Here is a 21,043-nt window from a genome sequence, read left to right on the forward strand (position 1 = left end):
GTTGCAATGCCCCGTCAAATCCTTTGTACACTGAAAGCATTGCTGTTTTTTAAACAATCAGGTTACACGCAATGCTTCATACTTTTTTGAATGTTTTCTTTCGTCCGGCGGCGATGCTCAGTCGCCTGTTTGGTTGTCAGATGTTGCTGGCTATAGCGGCCGTCAGTCTCGTCGCCGTTCTGATTCTGGCCATCATGCAAACCGCTCTGGCAGTGGCTGTCGCCTTATTGTTGCTGGTGAGTTACCTGTTGTGCGGCAGCCTGCAGCAGATGCATCATGATCAGCACACTCTGCTAACCGCCCTGCAACAAATCGATCCACTGCAGCTTGATCATCAACCACTGATGATCAAAACCCCTCAACTGCAGCCCATTACTCAGACGTTGCAGCACTTATTCCGGGAAGCCGAACGGACGCAGCAACAACACAATGATCGCCGTGAAGAAATCGCCTTTTCAGCCCGGGAGCTACAACATCACGCCGATCAATTGGCACACAACACTGAACAACAGTCGATGTCGATGGAATCGGGCGCGGCGGCATTAACAGAAATGAGCCAAGGCGTTGAGAATATTGCCGCGCTGGTGCGTGAAGCCGCAGACATGACCAACAATGCTAACCAGCTGGCGATTCAGGGAGCGGATGCCGTCAGCTCGGCGGCTGATGATATCAGCGCAATTGAACAAGCTGCCGGACAAAGCTCCGAAGTCATGAACAGCCTGAGTGAGCAGTCCAAACAGATTCACAGCATCACCGATTTAATCCGGGCGATATCCGAGCAAACTAACTTGCTGGCGCTGAATGCTGCGATTGAAGCCGCTCGTGCTGGAGAGCACGGCCGGGGGTTCGCCGTTGTCGCCGATGAAGTCCGTACTCTGGCGCAACGCAGTCACGATTCGGCCAATGATATCTCCACTCAAGTTGAACAAATCAGCAGCGGCATCATCAACGCCGAACAACAAATCCACTCCATGCGCGAAATGACCAGCCGCAGTGTGACCCTGGCCAACCGCGCCAATGACTCTTTAACGGCGATCCAACAACAAACCCATCGCCTGAGCGACCATATGATTTCGGTCGCCAGCAGCAGCGAACAGCAAAGCCAGGCCAGCCACGAAGTATCACAACGGATTGAAGAGGTGCATCAGGCGGCCAACCAAAACAGCGAACAGGCATTACAAACCGCTCGGGTTGCGATTCATCTGACCAGTCTGACGTCAGAAAACAGTACCTCACACGCTAACATCTCACGGGAGCAATAACGATATGAATGAGTTTTTCAGCCTGGTGATGTTAATACCTTTGACACTGAGCATTGCTGCCGTCGGCTGGTGGTTCACTCATCACCAGCGGCAAAACAAACACCAGCGCCAGCAGCTCGGCATTGCACTGCTGATGAAACTGCGTACCTTGCTGATGCTGACGCAAAAACATCGTGGTGCCAGTTATGGCGCATTACGCGGGGATGACCAACTAAAACACTCACTCAGCACCATCGAACATCCCCTGCTGAAAGTCATTGAAGGTATTCAGCATCACCCTTACCTCCACCAGCAAGAGCACTGGCTGGCGTATCAGGATCACTGGCAACGCCTGCACCTGAACAACCTGCAATTAGATGCCGAAAACAACCTGGCGCAACACAATCAACTGATTTCCGTTTTATTGTATTTGCTGGAAGATATTGCCGAACAAACCCGGCTCAACGAGCTGGCCAGTGATGAACTGAGTAAACTCTGGCGTGAATTACCGCGCACCGCAGAACTGGTCGGCCAGGCCCGGGTTTTAGGCTCAGGCATACTGGCCGAAGGGAAAGCCGATACAGTGCATAAAATCCGGATGCGTTTTGTCCGTGGCAAACTGCAGGAGTATGCTAATCAACATCCGGCGCAAAGCGATCAACTGGCCCGTTTATTAACCGTGATTGATCAGCAAATTCTGAGCGAACAACCCTGCGCCAATGACGAAACTCACATGAGTGCCAGTGACTATTTTGAGCTGAGTACCCGGGCGATAGAGCCTTTCTTTCGACAAATGGATGAAGGGCTGAATCAGTTAAAAACTATAATTTCCATTTAGTACAATAAACACCAACAAGAATTTAAAGGGTTAAAGTTTTTTAAAGGGCATTGACCTGTCTATAGCTTCACAGTTTAACCTCTGTTTTTCAAAAAGGAGGATGACGTGGCATATCTTATTTCAGAGCTAGCATCACTGAGTGGGCTTTCGCGGTCTACATTACTTTATTATGAAAAACTCAAATTGATTCGCGGAGAGCGACAGTCAAATGGCTATCGTCTGTATACCGAGCAAGACATACAAACACTGATATTACTAAAACAGTTACAGATAGCTGGCCTGACGTTAAAAGAATGCAAAGCTTGCCTTGAGCAAAAGCTTGATACAGCAATGCTAAATAAAAAATTGCTACGACTGGATCAGGAGCTACAACAAAAACAACAAGCGAGGAGCCTACTGGCAGCAATGTTAGGGAAAGGGTCTCTGCGAGATTGGCATCAATTACTTAATACTCTGGCACCTGAGGCTCATTTAAACTGGTTAAAACACCAGGGCTTTAATGAGAAACAAGCTCTGAACTTGAAATGGTTATCTAAAGATATGAATCAACACGAACAATACATGGCTGACTTTATGGCCGTTTTCTCTGCCGTTGAGCGCTGGGGGCCAGGCTCCGACCAGGACACATTAAAAGCGTTAGGCTCTCTCCAGATTCACCCCCAGCATATTCTCGATATTGGTTGCGGCAAAGGATTCGCCACGCGCTTACTGGCGCAACACACGCAGGCTGACATCGTCGCCGTCGACAACGAACCCGCAGCCCTTTCCGAACTGCAACACTATGCAGAAACACATAACCTCACGAACCGGATCAAGACGGTATCTGCCAGCATGACCGAGCTACCGTTCGCTTCCAACACCTTTGACCTGATCTGGTGTGAAGCCTCGGCCTATATCATGGGTTTTGAGCAGGCGCTGCAACAATGGCGACCGCTGTTGAAGGATAATGGATATCTGGTGATCAGTGATCTGCTCTGGCTCACCCGCCAACCATCAGCGGAAGCCACCAACTTCTGGCTGGCAGAATACCCGGACATGCAGGATCTGGATGAGCGCCTGAGCCAAATTGAAAGCGCTGGTTATGTTCGACTCGACCATTTCACCCTCAGTGAACAAGCCTGGCGTGATTATTATGTTCCCGTTAAGGCACGCGTCGCTGAGTTAAAACCCGAGATGTCCAATTCGGTTGCATTGGCCGATATTGAGCGGGAAATTGCCATCTTTGAACAACACCTGGGAGAATTTGGTTACCAGATGTTTGTGCTTCAGGCGAAATAGCAGGTCGGGATAAAAGCCTGCTTGCCGCCTGACCGCATGGTCAATTAAAATGCGTTTTTAGAAAATGCAGTCTCCCTCATGACCTCGTCTTTATTTCAACTATCTCCATTAAATGCGCAGGTGTTGCGTTCATCGTTGCCGGTGATGTTTGGTTATTTACCGTTAGGCGCGGCTTTTGGTGTGTTATTCAGTGAGCTTGGCTACCACTGGTTGTGGGCCACCGCCATGAGTGTGTTTATTTTTGCCGGAGCCGCTCAGTTTCTGGTGGTGGGGTTATTGGCTAATCAGGCCTCATTAACCGAGATGGCTGTCGCCATTTTGCTGTTAAACTCGCGCCATATCTTTTATGGCTTATCGGTGATGAGCCACGTTAAAAACACCGGCTGGCGTCGGCTGTATCAGATTTTTGGTTTAACCGACGAAACCTTTTCGTTAATCACCTCAACGGTATTGCCGAAAGGCATCAATGCGGCACAGTTCCAGATTCGGATCACCGCCATTAATCAGTGTTATTGGATTCTCGGTTCTACAATCGGCGCCTGGCTCGGCAGCCAGCTGTCGTTCTCAACCGACGGCATCGCCTTTGTATTACCGGCGTTATTTATGGTGTTAACCATTGAGCAATTTAAACACCTGAAAGACATTCGTCCGTTTCTGGTGGCACTGGTGATTGGTGTTGGCACACTGGTATTCATCAGCCGCGAACATATGCTGCTGATCGCCATTCTGCTCAGCCTCAGCGTATTGATCATGCAATATGCCGTGCGTGCACGTTCAGGCTCTGCACGCACGGAGGTGAAGTCATGAACGAATTCTGGTATCTCACCAGCGTTATTGCTGTGTTAGCTGGCATCACCTTCTTCACCCGGGTATTGCCTTTTGTACTGTTGTATAAAGTGGCCGACCACCCGCTGCTGACTCATTTAGGCCGCTTTTTACCCGCCATGGTGATGGTGTTATTGGTGGTGTATTCGTTTAAAAACGACGCGGCTATTTCGCTGGAATTTGCCCCGGAAATGGGCTGCTTATTATTGGTTGCCGCGTTGCACCTGGCGTTCCGCCAATCGCTGTTAAGCATTGTTGGCGGGACGGCGGTTTATATGGTGTTGGTGCAGATGGGGTTGGGCTAAACCATCCCTAACTCGATTTCTCTGGCTCTATTTCTTAGCAGAGAATTGAAAGCTTCAGCTTCTATTGAATAATGCGCGCGTCGATGGCAATTCGGGCACAGAGCAATAACATTTAAAGGATGATCAGGCCCCCCATCAGAAACTCTCGTAATATGATGACACTCTAAGTAAGGGCCAGATTTCGCTTTAAAAGGCGCCAAAGTAGAGCACCCTTCGCAATTGCCTTTTGCTCTACCCAAAACGTAATATCGAATTGCTTCAGAACGATAATAAATAGCTCTGATAGTTTCCTTTTGCCCCTTCATTTGAGGTAATGAGGCAATAGAAACATCTCGTAATTCTTGAAGAGATTTTTTCTTTAATCTGGATTTAATAGATCCGGTTGAATATTCAGGCGAACTTTCCTGAACATGGTCAAATTTTCCCTGCTGGTTTCCAATTGAATCGATATACAAGTGAAAGACTAAAGCCTGCCTTGGGTCTCCATTTGTGTCAGGGCGAGTATCTATGTGATAACCAACGTATTCTGCAGTCCCAACAAATCTAACGTAGGATTTCTTAACGTATTCGAAAAGGTAAATATTTTTATTATTTTCGCGGTGATTTATTAGCGCTTTATTTCCACCAGAAAGTGACATATCTCCGTATTGGCCTTCTCCGGTATACCAAAATAATCCATCTGATTTGAACTCATCTTTGTACCCATGAGCTTCACCAGCGTCAGAAGTAAAAATGAAAATATAGGGTTGGTCCTTAGGAGTTGAAATTCCACCCTGGCGTTGCCCACCATATACGTCGTGGATCTCGCTGGATCTCTTATAAACATGGCCAACTTCAAACATCTTATCTACTACTCCCTTAACCAGATAAATCTAAGCCACGAACTAGCCCTCAGCTAGTTATATATAAGTCAGTAGTATAATGACTTATGAATCAGTAATAAATTCATAGATCCAAATCATCTCGCGCCACAAATATTCCCAACTTCCCCTCACCTTACCCACAAAGTTTTCCACAACACTGTTAAAATCCACAGTACTTTTCCCTCTTGACTTATACCCTCTGGCCACTTCCTACAAGCCACTGAAAAAGTTGAAGAAAACCCTTGCCACTACTGGCTTTTTATGAATTTTAGCGGCATTCAAACAAACGTTTATTTTTTCACCAATTTAACAAGCTAGCGCTCGTAGACTGGGCTAGCGACGTTTGCCCCAAAGTTATTCCCAATTTTATCCACAGAAATCATGGATAACTGTGAGTTTTCCACTTCAAGGTTGTTGCGGTTATCCCGTAACGACTTGAGGGATATACAGTTTTCGACACTTTTGGTTCGTACGCGCGTGGCGACAGCAACACGTACGTACTGATACAATGCCAGCCAGTATTCTTAGCTAATGATTTGATGACGAGAGACTCCCATGCCTGAGTATCGCTCCAAGACTTCTACCGGCGGTCGTAATATGGCCGGTGCCCGTGCGCTGTGGCGTGCAACCGGAATGAAAGATGATGACTTTTCCAAGCCGATTATTGCCGTTGCTAACTCCTTCACCCAGTTTGTTCCGGGTCACGTTCACCTGAAGGATATGGGCCAGTTAGTTGCCCGTGAGATCGAAAAAGCCGGTGGCGTAGCCAAAGAATTCAATACCATTGCGGTGGATGATGGCATCGCGATGGGCCACGACGGCATGCTGTACAGCCTGCCAAGCCGTGAAGTCATTGCCGACTCGGTTGAATACATGGTGAACGCGCATTGTGCTGATGCCATTGTGTGTATTTCTAACTGCGACAAAATCACTCCGGGAATGTTGCTGGCGTCATTACGCCTGAATATCCCTGTGATCTTTGTTTCCGGCGGCCCGATGGAAGCTGGCAAAACCAAGCTGTCTGAGCACAAGCTGGATCTGGTTGATGCCATGGTGATTGCCGCAGACGATGACGCGTCTGACGAGAAAGTGGCCGAATATGAGCGCAGTGCCTGCCCTACCTGCGGTTCCTGTTCCGGTATGTTCACCGCTAACTCCATGAACTGTTTAACCGAAGCGTTAGGTCTGGCACTGCCAGGTAACGGTTCGACCCTGGCGACCCACGCGGATCGCGAAAACCTGTTCTTAGAAGCGGGTCGTCGCATCGTTGAAAATGCCAAGCGCTATTATGAGCAAAACGACGAATCCGTTTTGCCACGAAATATCGCGAGCTTCAAAGCGTTCGAAAACGCCATGACGCTGGATATCGTGATGGGTGGTTCTACAAACACCATCCTGCACTTATTGGCAGCCGCTCAGGAAGCGGAACTGGACTTCGACCTGAAAGACATCGACCGCCTGTCTCGTGTTGTTCCTCAGTTATGTAAAGTGGCGCCAAACTCGCCGCTGTACCACATGGAAGACGTTCACCGCGCCGGTGGCATCTTCGGTATTCTGGGTGAAATCGATCGCGCTGGTTTATTACACAACGATCTGCCAACCGTTCACTCCAAAACCATGAAAGAAGCGCTGGATAAGTGGGACATCATGCGTAACCCGTCACCAGAGGTGATTGAGTTCTTCCGCGCCGGTCCTGCGGGTATTCCAACACAAACCGCATTCAGCCAGAGCACCCGCTACCCAACGGTTGATGGCGACCGTGAAAATGGTTGTATCCGTTCGATTGAACACGCCTACTCGAAAGAAGGCGGCCTGGCGGTTCTGTACGGCAACATCGCGTTAGACGGCTGTGTGGTGAAAACCGCCGGTGTGGATGAGTCGATTCTGGTATTCCATGGTAAAGCCAAGATCTTCGAATCTCAGGACAGCGCCGTAGCTGGCATCCTGGCCGACGAAGTGAAAGAAGGCGATATCGTGATCATCCGTTACGAAGGCCCGAAAGGTGGCCCGGGCATGCAGGAAATGCTGTACCCAACCTCTTACCTGAAATCCAAAGGTCTGGGCAAAGCCTGTGCGCTGTTAACCGACGGACGTTTCTCCGGTGGTACTTCCGGTCTGTCGATTGGTCACTGCTCTCCGGAAGCGGCTTCCGGTGGTGCCATTGGTCTGCTGGAAGAAGGTGATGACATCATCATCGATATCCCGAACCGCAGCATCAATGTACAGCTGAGTGACGAAGAATTAGCGACTCGTCGTACCGCACGCGATGCCAAAGGCTGGAAGCCTGCGGAAGAGCGTCCACGCAAAGTAAGCACCGCATTGAAGGTATACGCCAAATTCGCCACTTCTGCCGATAAAGGTGCCGTTCGCGATAAGTCCCTGCTGGATTAATTCCTGCAGCTTTCCTAAACTAACCGCGTCATCTGGCGCGGTTAGTTTTCCGGATTGTTATTTTTTATCCTTCCCCTTCAATTCTGATCGCGCTCTTTTATTTGTAATGAGCCCGATATGTTTTCCAGAAATATTCTTTTCCTTTCCGTTATCAGTGCCGCACTGCTGTTCAGTGGCTGTGCCAACAAACAAATTGCCAATCAGGCGGAAGTTGATTCTGCCGCCAATGAAAAAGTCGAACAATTCCTTGGTGATAATGAGCGAGCTTTAAACGATGCCGAGCTGGCTTATAAAAAAGCCAAACAAGCTGAGCTGGATTTTTATGCGCCCTTACATATGGAGCAGATCCACAACACATTAAAATCAGCCCAGTCGCTGGAACTTGAAGGCAAACAGCAAGAGTCCATTCAGGCTTGCGCCAAAGTGGTTGCGCTTGCGGAAGCTGGCTTAAAAAACAAGCAAAAAACAGAAGCCTTATTACCTGAGTTAATTCAACAGAAAGACGTGCTGGCAGAAATTAAGTCGGAGCGTATCGTCCCTAAGCAATACAAAGCCGGCATTGAAGCATTCAAAGAGCTGATTCATTTAATTGAAGCTGGTGAAGACGCACAAGTTGGCAAAGCCTCTCAATCGGTATTGGCCGAGCTGAAAGACATCGAACTGAATACCATGCTGGAAAAACACTGGCAGCCAGCCCGTGACACGCTGGACAAAGCCGACAACGAAGATGCCGACTCCAATGCTAAAAAGACCTTCGACTATGCCGAAACCCTGGTTGAACAGAATGAAAAGCTGATTCGTCAAAACTATACCGATCGCGACCTGGTCGCGAAAGCCGGAAAAGACGCCCTGCGTGCAGCACAACATGCGCTGTATATTGGCCGGGAGGTGACGGTGTTATTTCAGATGAATAAAACCCGTGCAGAAGAAGCGGCACTGGGCTTTGAAGACCATTTAAACAATATTGGCAGCGCATTAAAGGCGGATGATTTACGCCATATGTCGCTTGAAGATCAGACACTGGCACTGAAGCAACTCGCAGCAGAACAGGAGAGACGTATTGCTGCGCGTTATCAAAAGCAGATTGCCGAACTGGAAGCTTATATTGATGGTATAAAAAAGCCGTCTCCTGCTCAAAAGTCGCTTCCTGTTGCAATGCCAACTGCAACGGTTGTTGAAGAACCAACAGTGACTGAAGAACCGGTAGTAACTGAAGAGCCAGCAGTGACCGAAGAACCAACAGTGACCCAAGAACCAACAGTGACTGAAGAGCCAGCAGTCGCTGAAGAACCTGCAGTGGCTGAAGAGCCAGTAGTTACTGAAGAACCGGCTGTCATTGAAGAACCAGTAGTCACCGATGAGCCAGCTGTTACTGAAGAACCGGCCGTCACTGAAGAACCGGCAGTTACTGAGGAACCAGCTTCTCCGCCGCAAACAGACAACGAAGCCTGATGATACAAAATCAGATTCTGCGGCCGATACTGACACGCATCAGTATCGGCTTTTTTATTGATTGCGGTCTGGGGAGTGCACGCGTAGGGTAGGAAACGAGTCAATAAAAACAAGGAATACCCCCTATGCCTTATCGCCCGGAAATTGTCGATGAATTAAATCTGCTGGTGAAATTTGATCGTCACTCCAGCATGCAGACCGGTATCAAAGTTCATCATGATGCCGCACCCGAAATGATTGCTGCGGCTAAACGTTTATTCGATAAAGGCCTGGTATCACAAACCGATGGCGGTTATTTAACGGATCGTGGTGTTGAGTTGGCTGAAAAAGCACACGATCTGGTGAATGCACTGGATGTCAAAAACACCTGATTCATTGGGCTTTTGCATTCTGCAACCACCTTCGGAACCATTGCAGAATGCAAACTCAAATCGCAAAAAAGCATGCCTTATAATCTATCTTTTTCTTAAAAATCATTACTTTACAAAGCTGGTATAAACCCTGCTGAGTCACAGTATTCGCCCTTACCGGAGAGTCGCTGTGAACTTATCAAACCCCATCCGTTTCCATACTCTGCTGTTATTTACCGCCATCAGCCTGACCGGCTGCGGAGGTGGCGGTTCTGGTGGCAGTGGTTCCGCCCCTGCCGATACATCTCAGAACCCTGTAACGACACCTTCGACACCAGTCACTACACCAGACCAGCCTGCTGACAACCTCAGCCTGGATGTGCCTGCTGATTTTGATTACGACATGAACCAGGATGTCACGCTCCGTATTCAGGTGTTGGATCACAACGGTAACCCGGGCAAACACATTGCCGTCACCATCAGTGAGCCACTTACATTTGCACTCAGTCCGGTTGAAGACCCTGTGCCACAACCTGCCCCACTCAGTAGTGTGGTCAGCCGTGGACAAACCAATGCCCAGGGTTATTTTGAACAAACTATCCGCCTGCCAGGGCACCTCGATAAAGTCCGGGTTCAGGTATCACAATTAGGCATCGAAAATGTTGCCGTTCTCGATATTAATTCCGCCACCGTATTCCACGAGTTTAAGTGAGGTCATTATGAATCGTTTTATTCAATACAGTTTGGCACTCTCCGCTCTGAGTACGCTGCCATCAAACACTCAGGCATGGGATTATGCATTAGGGGATTACAACGGTAATTACAGTTACAGCGGCATTCCATTAGCCATGGATGACGATATTCCGGTTTCTTCTGAATTATTAAATAAAATTTCAACCGCTTTGCCTGAAGGCAGAGATATTACTCTGACCAACCCAGATTATATTTCTGATGATAGTGGTGCCAATATCCATGTGATCGAAACCGGCGAAGTGTTTGTCACCTTTTTGCATGAAGGTGCGGGTTATCGGAATGGTTTTGGCTACTTCACTTATACCGGAGATACCCCAACCAGCCGCGATGACATTAATGAAATTGTTTTATTACCCAATGCCTCTTATTTTTATAGCGGCGGCGACAGTAATGGCATGCGTGTGGGCGATACCATCAGCTTAGGTACTCACCAAGCCGGCACTAAGATTGGCTTTTTTGTTATTGCAAATGGCTTTACGCCTTATCACGGTATTAAACCCTGGCAGAGTCAGGACTGGATTTTTTATACTATTAAAGATCTCAACGCTGAAAATATCGATGAGTTAAAAGCACACACCGTCATGTTGTACGATGACGAAAGTGGCAATATTGTGCTCGGCCTGGAAGATATATTAAGAACCCACCGAAGCTGCGACCAAGACTTCAATGACATTATGTTTATGGTTTCAGCAACGCCATCAACAGCGATCGATCACAGTATTATTCATGAACTACCAGAAAACCTGGACAGTGATAACGATGGCGTTTTGGATGCCAACGACGATTATCCGAACGACAGTGAACGCGCTTTTGATGTGTTTTACCCCAGCGAAGAAGGTCAGGGAACGTTAGCGTTCGAAGATAACTGGCCAAATGAAGGCGATTACGATCTCAATGACCTGGTAGTGAAATACCGCTATAAAGAGACACGTAACAGCCTTGGACGTATCAAAGACATAAACGTCGATTACACCTTCACCGCGCGTGGCGCATCACGAGCCAATGGTTTTGCATTAGCGCTGAACAGCATTTCATCCGATGTAGGCTACAGTGCCAGCCTGAGCGTTAATCATAGCGAGGATGAAGCCATCAGCAGTGAAACCGGCAGCTCTCACCTGAATTTTGTGGTGGTGAGTAATACCGAGACCATTATGCCAACGCCAGCCGGTTGCCAGTTTTATAACACCGACAGTGATTGCCCGCTCAACCCGGAAATTCCGGCCGGTTTAAGCATCACGTTTGATGATGCGAAAACCCGGAGCCAGATGGGCAATGCACCTTATAACCCTTATATTTTCGCCACCTTTGATCGTGGCCGCGAAGTGCACTTGCCCAATCATCACCCATCATCACGTGCCGACCAAAACCGTTTTGGCCAGGGTGATGATGATTCCAATCTGTATGACTTCAGTAAAACCTATAAAACATCAGACAGTATGCCGTGGGCGTTAAATATGCCTTACAGCTGGCTGCACCCAACGTCCGGAGACAATATCGTCAATGTATATGCTGACTATCGCCAGTGGGCAGAAAGCGGCGGTTTAACCTCCAGCGATTGGTATACCAAAAATTATAATTCCAACCGCGTGTACATTGGTGAATAACAAATTGATCTGTCCATAAGTTTTTTAGCACCCTGCCCAACCGGTTACTTCTGAGGAGCAGAAGCTAACCGGTTTTTTGTGTGAAAAGATCAACCCATACAAACAAAAAAAGCCGGAGCAAAGCTCCGGCAAAATGAGTCATACACACTCAACTTTTCTAAGACCTGACTCTATTAAGTCATCAGACTAATACGATCTGACCTTCACGCTAATGCGCCCTGAAGATGATCAGCATCCGGCTTTTCATGACTGTGATTGTCTTTTTTGTTTAACCCCATATCATGCTCCGGACGGTACATTTCTGCTTTCCACATATCCACCAGCGCCTGATTATCATGATCCCACGGGTGGAAACCTTCTTTAAAATAATCGCGGTAAGGCTGGCGGATATTGGTGATGACGCCTTTTTTGCCCCACAGGAACTGATAAAAGCCTTTAATCTCACGCCATTTGGGCATTTTTTTCGCCCACCACAATAAAGCCACCATATAGAGCGCAATGCGTATTGAAAACAATGCCGTCACCAGGCGTAATATTTTTCGTAGATATTTCTGATCATTCTCGATGCTCATATACACATCAAACGCCACCGCTTTATGTTCGATTTCTTCAACCGCATGCCAATACAATAACTCCTTAACGGTGTCGTCCATTGGCTCGAGTACATCCGGATTGTTTAATATAAATTCCGCCATGATGGCCGTAATATGTTCCATTCCTACCGTCATGGCTAAACGGAATTTTGGGGTGGCATACTTTCTGGCAGTGAACTTTTTGATGTCTTTTTCAAGATGTTTCTCTAATCGAACGGCATCAAGACCCAGCTCTTTTAACGCTTCATTGGCACGCTTGTGTTGATGGCTATGATGACCTTCCTGACCAATAAAACCACGAATCTGCTGTTTTAATTTTTCGTCAGTTACCCGATCACGGTATAACCGCACGGATGCAATGAACTCAGATTCGCCTGGGGGAAATGTCGACGACAGTGCTGCAGCAAACGCCGAGATCACTGAGTTATTTTTAAAGAAGAAGCGTTGTTTAACCGTTTCAAATGGAAACGACATACGACGTGGTTTGATATCAACCTTACCGCCAAGATCTGCAGAAACCTGTTTCATCACATAACCCCATCTGTTATCGATATTTTTATTGTGGATTACCTCACTATGCAGTGAAGGCTGTTGTAATCACAGGTGTTATCAAGACAAAAAAAGGGGGTTATATTCAGCCATGGACCTCTATTTAGCACTACTCTGGTTATCCTGTCTGTGCCACTATAGATATCGTTACCCCTGAATAACACCAACGCCCGAAACTGATCCGGAATAATGTATGACAACCATCTGGGTGGATGCCGACGCCACACCAAAAGCCGTTCGTGAAATTATCTGCCGTGCCGCGGTTCGCACTGAAACCCTGACACGATTTGTCGCCAACCACCGCATCCCGCTGCCACCCTCAGCTTTTCTGATTAATGTTCAGGTTGAAGCCGGGTTCGATGTCGCCGACAACCTGATTGCACAACAAGCAAAACCGGGAGACCTGGTGATCACTCAGGATATTCCTCTGGCAGCAGAGGTAATGGAAAATAAGGTGGATGCCGTCAATAACCGTGGAGAGCCTTATTCAGCCGAAACCATCCGGCAAAAACTGAATATGCGTGACTTTATGGAAACCTTACGCTCAAGCGGTGTGCAAAGTGGTGGCCCAGCGCCGTTTTCGGATAAAGATAAGCAAATGTTCGCCAACGCACTGGATCGCTGGCTGGCAAAACACATCTGAATAAACAAAAGTCTGTTAACGATTAACCAGATGCTGCTCTTCGAGAATCTGATGATAACGCCCGGACTCCATCAACTGCTTTAACGCCTGATTAAAGCGTTGTCGCCACTTGGTATTTTCCGGGTCGAGTTTATTAAACCCAAGAAATAACTCATTCACATGAATAGCAGGAGCAACCGGTTTTAACTGGGTTTTAATATCCGACAGCTGGTTTTGTAGCTGATACATAGCAAAACGAATGGCTTTTTCTCCGGTCACAAAACCGTCAATGCGCTGGTGATACACCAGTTTCAGTCCTTGCTGCACACTTTTCAGCGGAACCAGTTGTAAACCTTCGGTGCGATGAAACTGCGGCGAGATATTTGCCCCGCGTAATAAACCAATACGATAGGCGGTTAAATCGGATAACGAGTCAAATTTCAGGTTGTGATCAACATGAGTAAACAAGGTCATGGATAACTCACCATAACGATGAGAAAAGTCTGCCCAGAGTTCACGCTGAGGATCGTGATAGAGCTCACTGATGGCATCACAATCGCCGTTTTGTGTTAATTCAACGGCACGCGCCCAGGGAACATAAAAACGCTGGAAATTGATACCCGCCAGCTCCAGCGTTTCATCCACAACCTGAACCGCCCATCCACCCTTCATGGCACTGCGATCAACAAAAGGGGGCCAGTGGTCTAACGTACACAAACGCAGCGTATGATTGTTGGCAGAGCTGCCGTTGTTATCGAATGTTTGAGAAATAAGGGAATCGGCAGACACCGAAAAAGACACCACCAGCAGTAACAAAAGACCCAGGCGAGACAGCCATGACATCTAGAGTATCCACTGCTGGCCGTCATCATCATCGATAAAGTCCTGTTCATCATCATGATCATGGTTAAAACCAAAGTCCGGATTGTCTTCCGTACCCGGAGAGGGTGCTTCGTCATCAGCATCACTGAACATGGCGCCCAGTGCTTGTTTTTCATCACCGGACACCTGGGTTTCAGGGACTTCAAATACCGGGTAACACACCCGGTTACGACCTTCTGATTTGGCCCGGTAAAGTTGTTCGTCTGCTGCCTCAACCAGGCGTGAAGCCGTCGTGGGTTGCTCGGCACTGTGTAACGCCAGCCCAATACTGGCCGTGACACCAATCACCGTATCTTCATCAAGAAATACCGGTGTTGAAGCAATACTTTCACGCAGACGTTCTGCCACGTGTGCGGCCAGCATCAGCTCCGTGGTGGGCAGAATCACAACAAACTCTTCACCGCCATAACGGCACTGTATGTCCAGCCGTCGTGTCGTATCACGTATCAGGCGAGCCGTTTGTTTTAACACCAGATTGCCAGCTTCATGGCCGTGGGTATCGTTAATCTGCTTAAAATGATCCAGGTCGATCATCATGACGGCAGTAGAAATCAGGGTGCGTTCGGTTCGTTCCAGCTCCATCTCCAGCGCTTCGCGGAAATGGCGGACATTAAACAGCCCGGTAAGCGGATCGGTGACTACTTCCGTACGCAGACTGATGACTTCCTCGTAATACGCACAGTCATCACCCGCCGGACACAGATTACCACCTGTTGCAGACGCCCCATGATGCTCACACTGAGGATTAACAGAGTCTGGTTGTGACAGCGCTTCAGCCATAAAGCGATGTGCCCCTTACATCAGAAAAACAGAAGTAGGCTTTGAGTCTAGCAGCTATCTGCGTATTTGCTCGTAACTTTCTTTATATTTCTGTTATTAATCCGCGGGTTACGGGCTAGAAATTAGGGGCTAGAAATTAGGGGTTAGGCTTTAGGGGTTAAAGATGAGGGCTAAGCTCGCAACCTCTCAGTCGAGGTAGCGATGCACCCAGGCACAAATGGTTTCGGCAACATAACGTGCGTCGGCCGGTTTGCGTAATAAATGGTCGGCATCGTCCAGCGAGACAAAACTTTTCGGATGCAGTGCCTGACCAAAGATCTTACCCGCTTCGTCAATGCTGACGGTGTCATCGGTTGGAGAATGGAACACCAATAAGGCTTTACGCAATCCACGAATGTCCTCAGCCAACTGAGTTTCACGAATATCTTCCAGAAAGTGTTTCTTAATCGTGAAGCTGCGGCCGGATAAACACACTTCTGCCACACCATCAGCCTCAATCTGATCCACATGCTGCTGAAAATTATGAGCCACATGACCCGGAGCAGCCGGAGCGCCAACGGTGACAATCGCTTTGGCTTCCGGAACCGATTTCGCCGCTGCCAGGACCGCAGCCCCGCCGAGGCTGTGACCAATTAACATCAACGGAGCCTGGTAATGCTGACGCAGAAAATCTGCTGCCGCTAATAAATCCTCAACGTTGGAGGAAAAATTGGTATTGGCAAAGTCACCGTCTGAATTGCCCAACCCGGTAAAATCAAAACGCAAAGTCGCATAGCCGTTTGATGCCAGCTCCCGGGCAATCCGCGATGCCGCACCAATATCTTTACCGCAGGTAAAACAATGCGCAAACAACACATAACCGTGTGGTGTTTCTTCTGGCAGCTCCAGCGCTCCCGCCAGTTTAATACCGTCGTTGTTGGTAAATTCGACCTTTTCCCGTGCCATGGATCATTCCTCAGAAAATAGCCCTGATCGGGCTGATACAAATCGTGTTTATACGTTGCAGCTTAGTTGCAGAACCTGCACTTACGCCAATCAATTGGAGTAATTAACCTGATAAATAGTTTCCTCTGGTAAACTCTGCACGAACATCCAACAGAACACCGTTATGAGCATCCACAAGCCGCCCTCCACCGCCGACCGCAACTTTGATGATCTGGCCGAACGTTTCCGCAGAACCATTTACGCCACCCCCAAAGGGCAGTTACGGCTGGCGGCGTTGCAACAGGACTTCAGCGACCTGAACATCCCGCTGAATGATGCACAGGTACTGGATATTGGCGGCGGCCAGGGACAGTTCAGCCTGCTGTTAGCGCAACAACAGGCACACATCAGCTTGTGTGATATTTCCGAAGAGATGCTGGCATTGGCGCGCGATCAATTCGCCGCACAACAATTACCGCTCATCAGCAAACAGTGTGGGCTACAGGACTGTGCGGCTGAATTTCCGCAGCAATACGATGTGGTGCTGAACCACGCGGTACTGGAATGGCTGGAGCAACCACTGGAAGCCTTACAGCAACTGGCCGATCGGGTGAAACCCGGCGGCTGGTTATCCCTGATGTTTTATAATCTGCACGGCCACCAATGGCGGCAACTGATGAACGGCCGCACGCACGCACCGACGTCCAGCAATCAGAGGCTGCGGGAATCCGGCAATGCACCTCAGCACCCGCTGGATCCGGATGTCATTCAGCAACAACTGGAAACACTTGGGTTTTCCTTGCAACGCTGGCGTGGCATTCGTTGTGTGCACGATCACATGCATCAAAAAATCCGTGAACGGATCGGCCAGGATAAAGTGAACCTTGCGGATCTGGAATTTGGCTTACAGGAGCCGTATCGCCGCCTGGGTCGTTATGTTCACTTTCTGGCGCAAAAACAATGAAGCCTGACATCCTGATAAGTGCTTGCCTGTTAGGTCAGCCGGTTCGCTATGATGGTAAAAGCAACGACCAGAAAGTAGCCGCCTATCAGGCACAAATTCATCAATGGCAGCAACAGGGCCGCATTATTCCGGTATGCCCGGAAATGTTGGGAGGGCTGCCCACGCCACGTCCTGCCGCTGAAATTGTTCAGGGTCAGGTCATCACTCATGACGGCCAGAATGTGACGGATGAATTTCAGTCAGGTGCACAAAAAACGCTGCAATTGGCACAACAACATAACGCTATTGCCGCACTCTTGGCCGCCCGCTCTCCTTCTTGTGGCAGCGATGGTATTTATAATGGGGAGTTTAACGGCACCTTAATTGAAGGGCTTGGGGTTACCGCTCAATTGCTGGAAGATCACAACATTCGTTGCTTCAGTCCGGATAACTTTCAGGCCTTACTGGATTATCTGGCAAAGACTTGAAGGTAATTAACGATTGCGGAAGCGGTCTTGCTGACGGCTGATCAGATACCACCACTCACTGCCATCTTCCCGGATGGTCTTTTTAGCTTCCAGCTCGTGCAGGATCTGACGGATTTCTTCATCAGAAAAACCGCCAATTGGCTTTTTTAACGCCTGAAACGAACGCTCAGCGTAGGTACGATGATTTAACATTTCCTCAAGAATGTCTTTCACCGCTTCTTTGCTTTTATTCTGCAGCTTGAACATATCACGGCTGTGACGAAACTGCCGTTCCTGCATCACGAAGCTGAATACTCCGGTTAATATCGCTCCAATCGTGACACCAATTAAGGCCCAGACTCCCTGACTCATCACTTTATCCTGTCATTTATATAGCAAACACGGCGCTAAAAACTCGTAACCCACGAATATTAAGCTAAACTTTACTGCTCATATCAACCAGCGCATCGGTTTTCTGAAGTTTATGAAAAGTCATAATAGCAAACTAGTTTGCCTGTTTTTTACTCTCTTTCTGCTCGGCACAGCAAACGCCACCAGCCTCACCGAATCACTGGTGATTTTACGGGGTGATGACAACTATCCGCCAGATGAAATGGTGGTGGATGGCAAGCTGACGGGGTTTCATATCGAATTAATTGAAGCCGTAGCAAAGCAGACTGACATTGACGTTCGCTTTGAAAGTGTCCCCTGGAAACGTGCTCAACAGATGATCAAAAATGGCCAAGGGGATGCAATTTCTTATATATCCAAAAATAACGAGCGCTCGGATTATGCAATCTTCCTGAAACGTAATTTACTCAGTTGTACGGATCACTTCCTGGTATACCACCCGAATCACGCCCCTGGCTTTGCCTTCCAGGGACAATTATCAGACCTCGCAGGGCATGCCATTGGTGTACAGCATGGCTACAGCTATGGACAACAATTTGATGATGCACAACACATTAAAAAAATTGTTTTTAAAAACTATCGTCACATGACTGAATTACTCGAGAATGGCCGCATTGATCTGGCCCTGATCAACCCGGTTGATTATCAGAATTTAATTCAACAGCCCAACTTCAGCGAACTGGCTGTTCTCGATGTGCCACTGACTACCACAAAAAATTTCCTCGCTTTTTCAAAAGCCAAAAAGCACCAGAAATTGGCTGAAAAATTTGCCAGAGCGATGAGTGATTTCCGCCAAACGGAAAAATACCGTCAGCTGGTTCGGAAATATAATAAAAGTTTTGTATCTATGCCGTGAAAGAGATGATTTGTCTGGGAATGATTAAATTCTTAGTTGATCAGGCAGAAACACGCTTCCGCCTGATCTATCCCGCTGCCGGGTCGCAGTTAACTTCGGCATTGCTAACATCGGGATTGTTAACCTCGGCGCTGTTAAGCACTCAGGGGATCTGATTACAGTGCTGCCGCCACCGCTTCAGCCAGAGTTTCGGTAGGACGATCAATTAACCGCCCCAGCGTACCCGAGTTATCTTCCAGCCAGCCTTTGCTCGCCTGCACACCGGAATCAGCCAGTGCTGCGGCAAAGCCCTCTGGCAGACCTACCTGCACCAACAGCTCAGCGAAATCCTGCTGCGCCATATTGCTGTATTGAATATGTTTACCGCTCTGGCGGGAAATCTCTGCGGCATAGTCGCTCAGCGTAAAGCTCTGATCACCGGCCAGCTCGTAGGTTTTGCCCGCGTGATTTTCGCTGGAGGTTAATACCACCGCCGCGGCTTCGGCATAATCTTTACGGGATGCGGTTGAGAAACGGCCGTCAGACGCAGCATCGGCAACTGCACCGGTTTCTAATACCACCGGCAGACTCTGGGTGTAATTCTCGCTGTACCAGCCATTACGCAGAATCACCGCCGGTAAACCGGACTGCTGAATCAACTCTTCAGTCACCTTATGTTCCTGTGCCAGAACCATTGGGTTGGTATCTGCTTTAAGAATACTGGTGTAAGCGAACAGCTCTACGCCTGCCGCTTTTGCGGCTTCAATCACTGCGGTATGTTGTGGCACCCGCTGACCCACTTCACTGCCGGAAATCAGCAGCAGTTTGTGAACACCCGCTAACGCGCTGGTTAAGGTATCCGGCTGGTTGTAATCAGCTTTGCGCACTTCCACACCCAGATCTTTTAATGCCTGAGCATTGTCCGGGTTACGCACCAGCGCAACGATGTCAGCGGCTGCGGTTTTCTGCAGCAGGCTGTTAATCACTAATTGACCCAGTTGGCCGTTGGCACCTGTAATCGCAATCATAATAACTCTCCTCGGAGTGTGTTTATCTGGAATTCGCAAGCAGTATGCGCCACACTCATCGTCACCATAAGACGATCAATACCGAATACGGAGTTCGGACTTTGAGTACAATTGATTTTTCCCATCTGCGCTTGTTAGCCATCTTCGCCAGCGTGGTTGAGTGTGGCAGTTTTGCCGCCGCAGCACGTAAGCTCAACAGCAGCCGCTCACGTATCAGCGAGCAGGTGGCACAGCTGGAACAGGACCTTGGTGTACGCTTATTACAGCGCTCTACCCGTCAGCTGACCATTACCAGCGAAGGTCAGCAGGTGTATGAGCAGGCACGCCAGCTGCCGGATATTCTTAATGGTATTGAGGCCATCACCACCCCGCAGCTGCCCAGCGGCCGGGTGGCAATTACCATGAATCACGATATTGCCCATAAATACATATTGCCGGTGCTGGATGACTTTCGTCAGCGCTACCCAAATATCGAGCTGGATCTGATTCTCGATGACAGCCGACTGGATTTAATCGGTGAGCAAATTGATCTGGCAATCCGCATCGGTTTACCCAAAGACGATTCGGTGATTGCCCGGGTCATGCATGAAGAACAATTTGCGCTGTTCGCCAGTCCGGCCTACCTCAATCAATACGGTTCACCAAAAACCCTGGCTGAGCTGGATCAGCATCGCTGGGTCAGCTTTGATCTCAACCACCAGCATGTAATTGGACTGCGCCAACACGGGAAACACATTAATATTCAGCCGGATTATTGCTATCGCTGTAATTCACCACTGATGATGCAACAAATGGTGGTTGCCGGTTTAGGCATTGGTGCGTTATTACCGACCACTGTGCGAGAAGAAATTGCCTCCGGCCAGTTACTGCAACTGATGCCGTCGATCGGCAGTGAAACACTGGTATTTTCTCTGGTGTATCCATCACGGCGTCAGGTACCACAACGCACCCGGGCGGTGATCGATTATTTATTACAGGAGAATATCTTTTCTGCCCAATAAAACGCTCCGATAAAACAACGGAGTAAAACAACCCAAAAATACTGCACGATTAAGCGCAACAATCTTTACCAGAAAACAGGGATGATGACGCCGCAAGGATATGCCATT

Annotated in this window: 22 protein-coding genes and 1 pseudogene; 16 read left to right on the plus strand and 7 right to left on the minus strand. The window is 48.5% G+C overall.

The genetic code is table 11. The annotated features are described in order from the left end of the window. The first annotated feature begins 71 nt into the window (after positions 1 to 71). From KFF03_RS15440 to KFF03_RS15460, 6 genes and pseudogenes are all read left to right on the plus strand, one after another. On the plus strand, positions 72 to 1,262 hold the full coding sequence (locus KFF03_RS15440; protein ID WP_255857810.1) for a methyl-accepting chemotaxis protein: 1,191 nt from the start codon (positions 72 to 74) through the stop codon (positions 1,260 to 1,262). 4 nt (positions 1,263 to 1,266) lie between these two features. Then, entirely contained in the window at positions 1,267 to 2,079 is an 813-nt protein-coding gene (locus KFF03_RS15445) for a hypothetical protein (RefSeq protein ID WP_255857811.1), read from the plus strand. Positions 2,080 to 2,184: 105 nt separating this feature from the next. Then, a pseudogene (locus KFF03_RS17740) lies at positions 2,185 to 2,382 on the plus strand (MerR family transcriptional regulator); the annotation flags it as partial. Between the two features lie 27 nt (positions 2,383 to 2,409). Beyond that, positions 2,410 to 3,357 (plus strand): class I SAM-dependent methyltransferase, encoded by a 948-nt coding sequence (locus KFF03_RS15450; RefSeq protein WP_370647482.1) that lies wholly within the window; start codon positions 2,410 to 2,412, stop codon positions 3,355 to 3,357. Between the two features lie 78 nt (positions 3,358 to 3,435). Continuing rightward, complete coding sequence (locus tag KFF03_RS15455; protein ID WP_255857813.1) at positions 3,436 to 4,164, plus strand: AzlC family ABC transporter permease; 729 nt, start codon at positions 3,436 to 3,438, stop codon at positions 4,162 to 4,164. Next, on the plus strand, positions 4,161 to 4,487 hold the full coding sequence (locus KFF03_RS15460) for a branched-chain amino acid transporter permease (RefSeq protein ID WP_255857814.1): 327 nt from the start codon (positions 4,161 to 4,163) through the stop codon (positions 4,485 to 4,487). Before KFF03_RS15455 ends, KFF03_RS15460 begins: the two co-directional genes overlap by 4 nt. On the opposite strand, the gene KFF03_RS15465 is transcribed toward KFF03_RS15460, so the two are convergent. After that, complete coding sequence (locus KFF03_RS15465; protein ID WP_255857815.1) at positions 4,484 to 5,329, minus strand: HNH endonuclease; 846 nt, start codon at positions 5,327 to 5,329, stop codon at positions 4,484 to 4,486. The genes KFF03_RS15460 and KFF03_RS15465 overlap by 4 nt on opposite strands. A 576-nt stretch (positions 5,330 to 5,905) precedes the next feature. Between KFF03_RS15465 and ilvD the strand changes: the two genes are divergently transcribed. From ilvD to KFF03_RS15490, 5 genes are all read left to right on the plus strand, one after another. Beyond that, positions 5,906 to 7,741: a dihydroxy-acid dehydratase gene (gene ilvD, locus KFF03_RS15470; protein ID WP_255857816.1), complete on the plus strand. Its 1,836-nt coding sequence runs from the start codon at positions 5,906 to 5,908 to the stop codon at positions 7,739 to 7,741. Positions 7,742 to 7,858: 117 nt separating this feature from the next. After that, positions 7,859 to 9,193, plus strand: a complete 1,335-nt coding sequence (locus KFF03_RS15475; protein ID WP_255857817.1) for a hypothetical protein — start codon at positions 7,859 to 7,861, stop codon at positions 9,191 to 9,193. Between the two features lie 125 nt (positions 9,194 to 9,318). Beyond that, entirely contained in the window at positions 9,319 to 9,564 is a 246-nt protein-coding gene (locus KFF03_RS15480) for a TIGR02647 family protein (RefSeq protein ID WP_255857818.1), read from the plus strand. A 169-nt stretch (positions 9,565 to 9,733) separates the two neighbouring features. Further along, positions 9,734 to 10,255 (plus strand): hypothetical protein, encoded by a 522-nt coding sequence (locus KFF03_RS15485; protein WP_255857819.1) that lies wholly within the window; start codon positions 9,734 to 9,736, stop codon positions 10,253 to 10,255. Positions 10,256 to 10,262: 7 nt separating this feature from the next. After that, positions 10,263 to 11,900 carry an LruC domain-containing protein gene (locus KFF03_RS15490; RefSeq protein WP_255857820.1) on the plus strand — a complete coding sequence of 546 codons (1,638 nt, stop codon included), beginning with the start codon at positions 10,263 to 10,265 and terminating at the stop codon, positions 11,898 to 11,900. 203 nt (positions 11,901 to 12,103) lie between these two features. On the opposite strand, the gene KFF03_RS15495 is transcribed toward KFF03_RS15490, so the two are convergent. Next, positions 12,104 to 13,021, minus strand: a complete 918-nt coding sequence (locus tag KFF03_RS15495) for a metal-dependent hydrolase (protein WP_255857821.1) — start codon at positions 13,019 to 13,021, stop codon at positions 12,104 to 12,106. A gap of 214 nt (positions 13,022 to 13,235) precedes the next feature. Here KFF03_RS15495 and KFF03_RS15500 point away from each other — a divergent pair, with 214 nt between their 5' ends. Beyond that, the gene (locus KFF03_RS15500; protein WP_255857822.1) at positions 13,236 to 13,685 is read left to right on the plus strand and encodes a YaiI/YqxD family protein; all 450 of its coding nucleotides are present in this window, start codon (positions 13,236 to 13,238) and stop codon (positions 13,683 to 13,685) included. A 15-nt stretch (positions 13,686 to 13,700) separates the two neighbouring features. Here KFF03_RS15500 and KFF03_RS15505 read toward each other — a convergent pair whose 3' ends face one another. The 3 genes from KFF03_RS15505 to KFF03_RS15515 form a co-directional block, all read right to left on the minus strand. Continuing rightward, complete coding sequence (locus tag KFF03_RS15505; RefSeq protein ID WP_255857823.1) at positions 13,701 to 14,507, minus strand: ABC transporter substrate-binding protein; 807 nt, start codon at positions 14,505 to 14,507, stop codon at positions 13,701 to 13,703. Further along, on the minus strand, positions 14,508 to 15,326 hold the full coding sequence (locus KFF03_RS15510; protein WP_255857824.1) for a GGDEF domain-containing protein: 819 nt from the start codon (positions 15,324 to 15,326) through the stop codon (positions 14,508 to 14,510). A 186-nt stretch (positions 15,327 to 15,512) separates the two neighbouring features. Next, a complete protein-coding gene (locus KFF03_RS15515) occupies positions 15,513 to 16,271 on the minus strand; it encodes a S9 family peptidase (protein ID WP_255857825.1) in 759 nt (252 codons plus the stop codon). A 163-nt stretch (positions 16,272 to 16,434) separates the two neighbouring features. Between KFF03_RS15515 and KFF03_RS15520 the strand changes: the two genes are divergently transcribed. Both KFF03_RS15520 and KFF03_RS15525 read left to right on the plus strand, forming a co-directional pair. Then, a complete protein-coding gene (locus KFF03_RS15520; RefSeq protein WP_255857826.1) occupies positions 16,435 to 17,214 on the plus strand; it encodes a methyltransferase domain-containing protein in 780 nt (259 codons plus the stop codon). Further along, positions 17,211 to 17,681 (plus strand): DUF523 domain-containing protein, encoded by a 471-nt coding sequence (locus KFF03_RS15525; protein ID WP_255857827.1) that lies wholly within the window; start codon positions 17,211 to 17,213, stop codon positions 17,679 to 17,681. Before KFF03_RS15520 ends, KFF03_RS15525 begins: the two co-directional genes overlap by 4 nt. A 6-nt stretch (positions 17,682 to 17,687) precedes the next feature. On the opposite strand, the gene KFF03_RS15530 is transcribed toward KFF03_RS15525, so the two are convergent. Continuing rightward, entirely contained in the window at positions 17,688 to 18,032 is a 345-nt protein-coding gene (locus KFF03_RS15530; RefSeq protein WP_255857828.1) for a hypothetical protein, read from the minus strand. A 112-nt stretch (positions 18,033 to 18,144) separates the two neighbouring features. Between KFF03_RS15530 and KFF03_RS15535 the strand changes: the two genes are divergently transcribed. Continuing rightward, positions 18,145 to 18,927 carry an ABC transporter substrate-binding protein gene (locus KFF03_RS15535; protein ID WP_255857829.1) on the plus strand — a complete coding sequence of 261 codons (783 nt, stop codon included), beginning with the start codon at positions 18,145 to 18,147 and terminating at the stop codon, positions 18,925 to 18,927. A 155-nt stretch (positions 18,928 to 19,082) separates the two neighbouring features. Here the strand turns inward: KFF03_RS15535 and KFF03_RS15540 are convergent, their stop codons facing one another. Further along, complete coding sequence (locus KFF03_RS15540; protein ID WP_255857831.1) at positions 19,083 to 19,934, minus strand: SDR family oxidoreductase; 852 nt, start codon at positions 19,932 to 19,934, stop codon at positions 19,083 to 19,085. A 101-nt stretch (positions 19,935 to 20,035) separates the two neighbouring features. Here KFF03_RS15540 and KFF03_RS15545 point away from each other — a divergent pair, with 101 nt between their 5' ends. After that, positions 20,036 to 20,935: a LysR family transcriptional regulator gene (locus tag KFF03_RS15545; RefSeq protein WP_255857832.1), complete on the plus strand. Its 900-nt coding sequence runs from the start codon at positions 20,036 to 20,038 to the stop codon at positions 20,933 to 20,935. Positions 20,936 to 21,043 lie beyond the last annotated feature (108 nt).

The sequence above is a fragment of the Bacterioplanoides sp. SCSIO 12839 genome (assembly GCF_024397975.1).
Lineage (GTDB): Bacteria > Pseudomonadota > Gammaproteobacteria > Pseudomonadales > Oceanobacteraceae > Bacterioplanoides.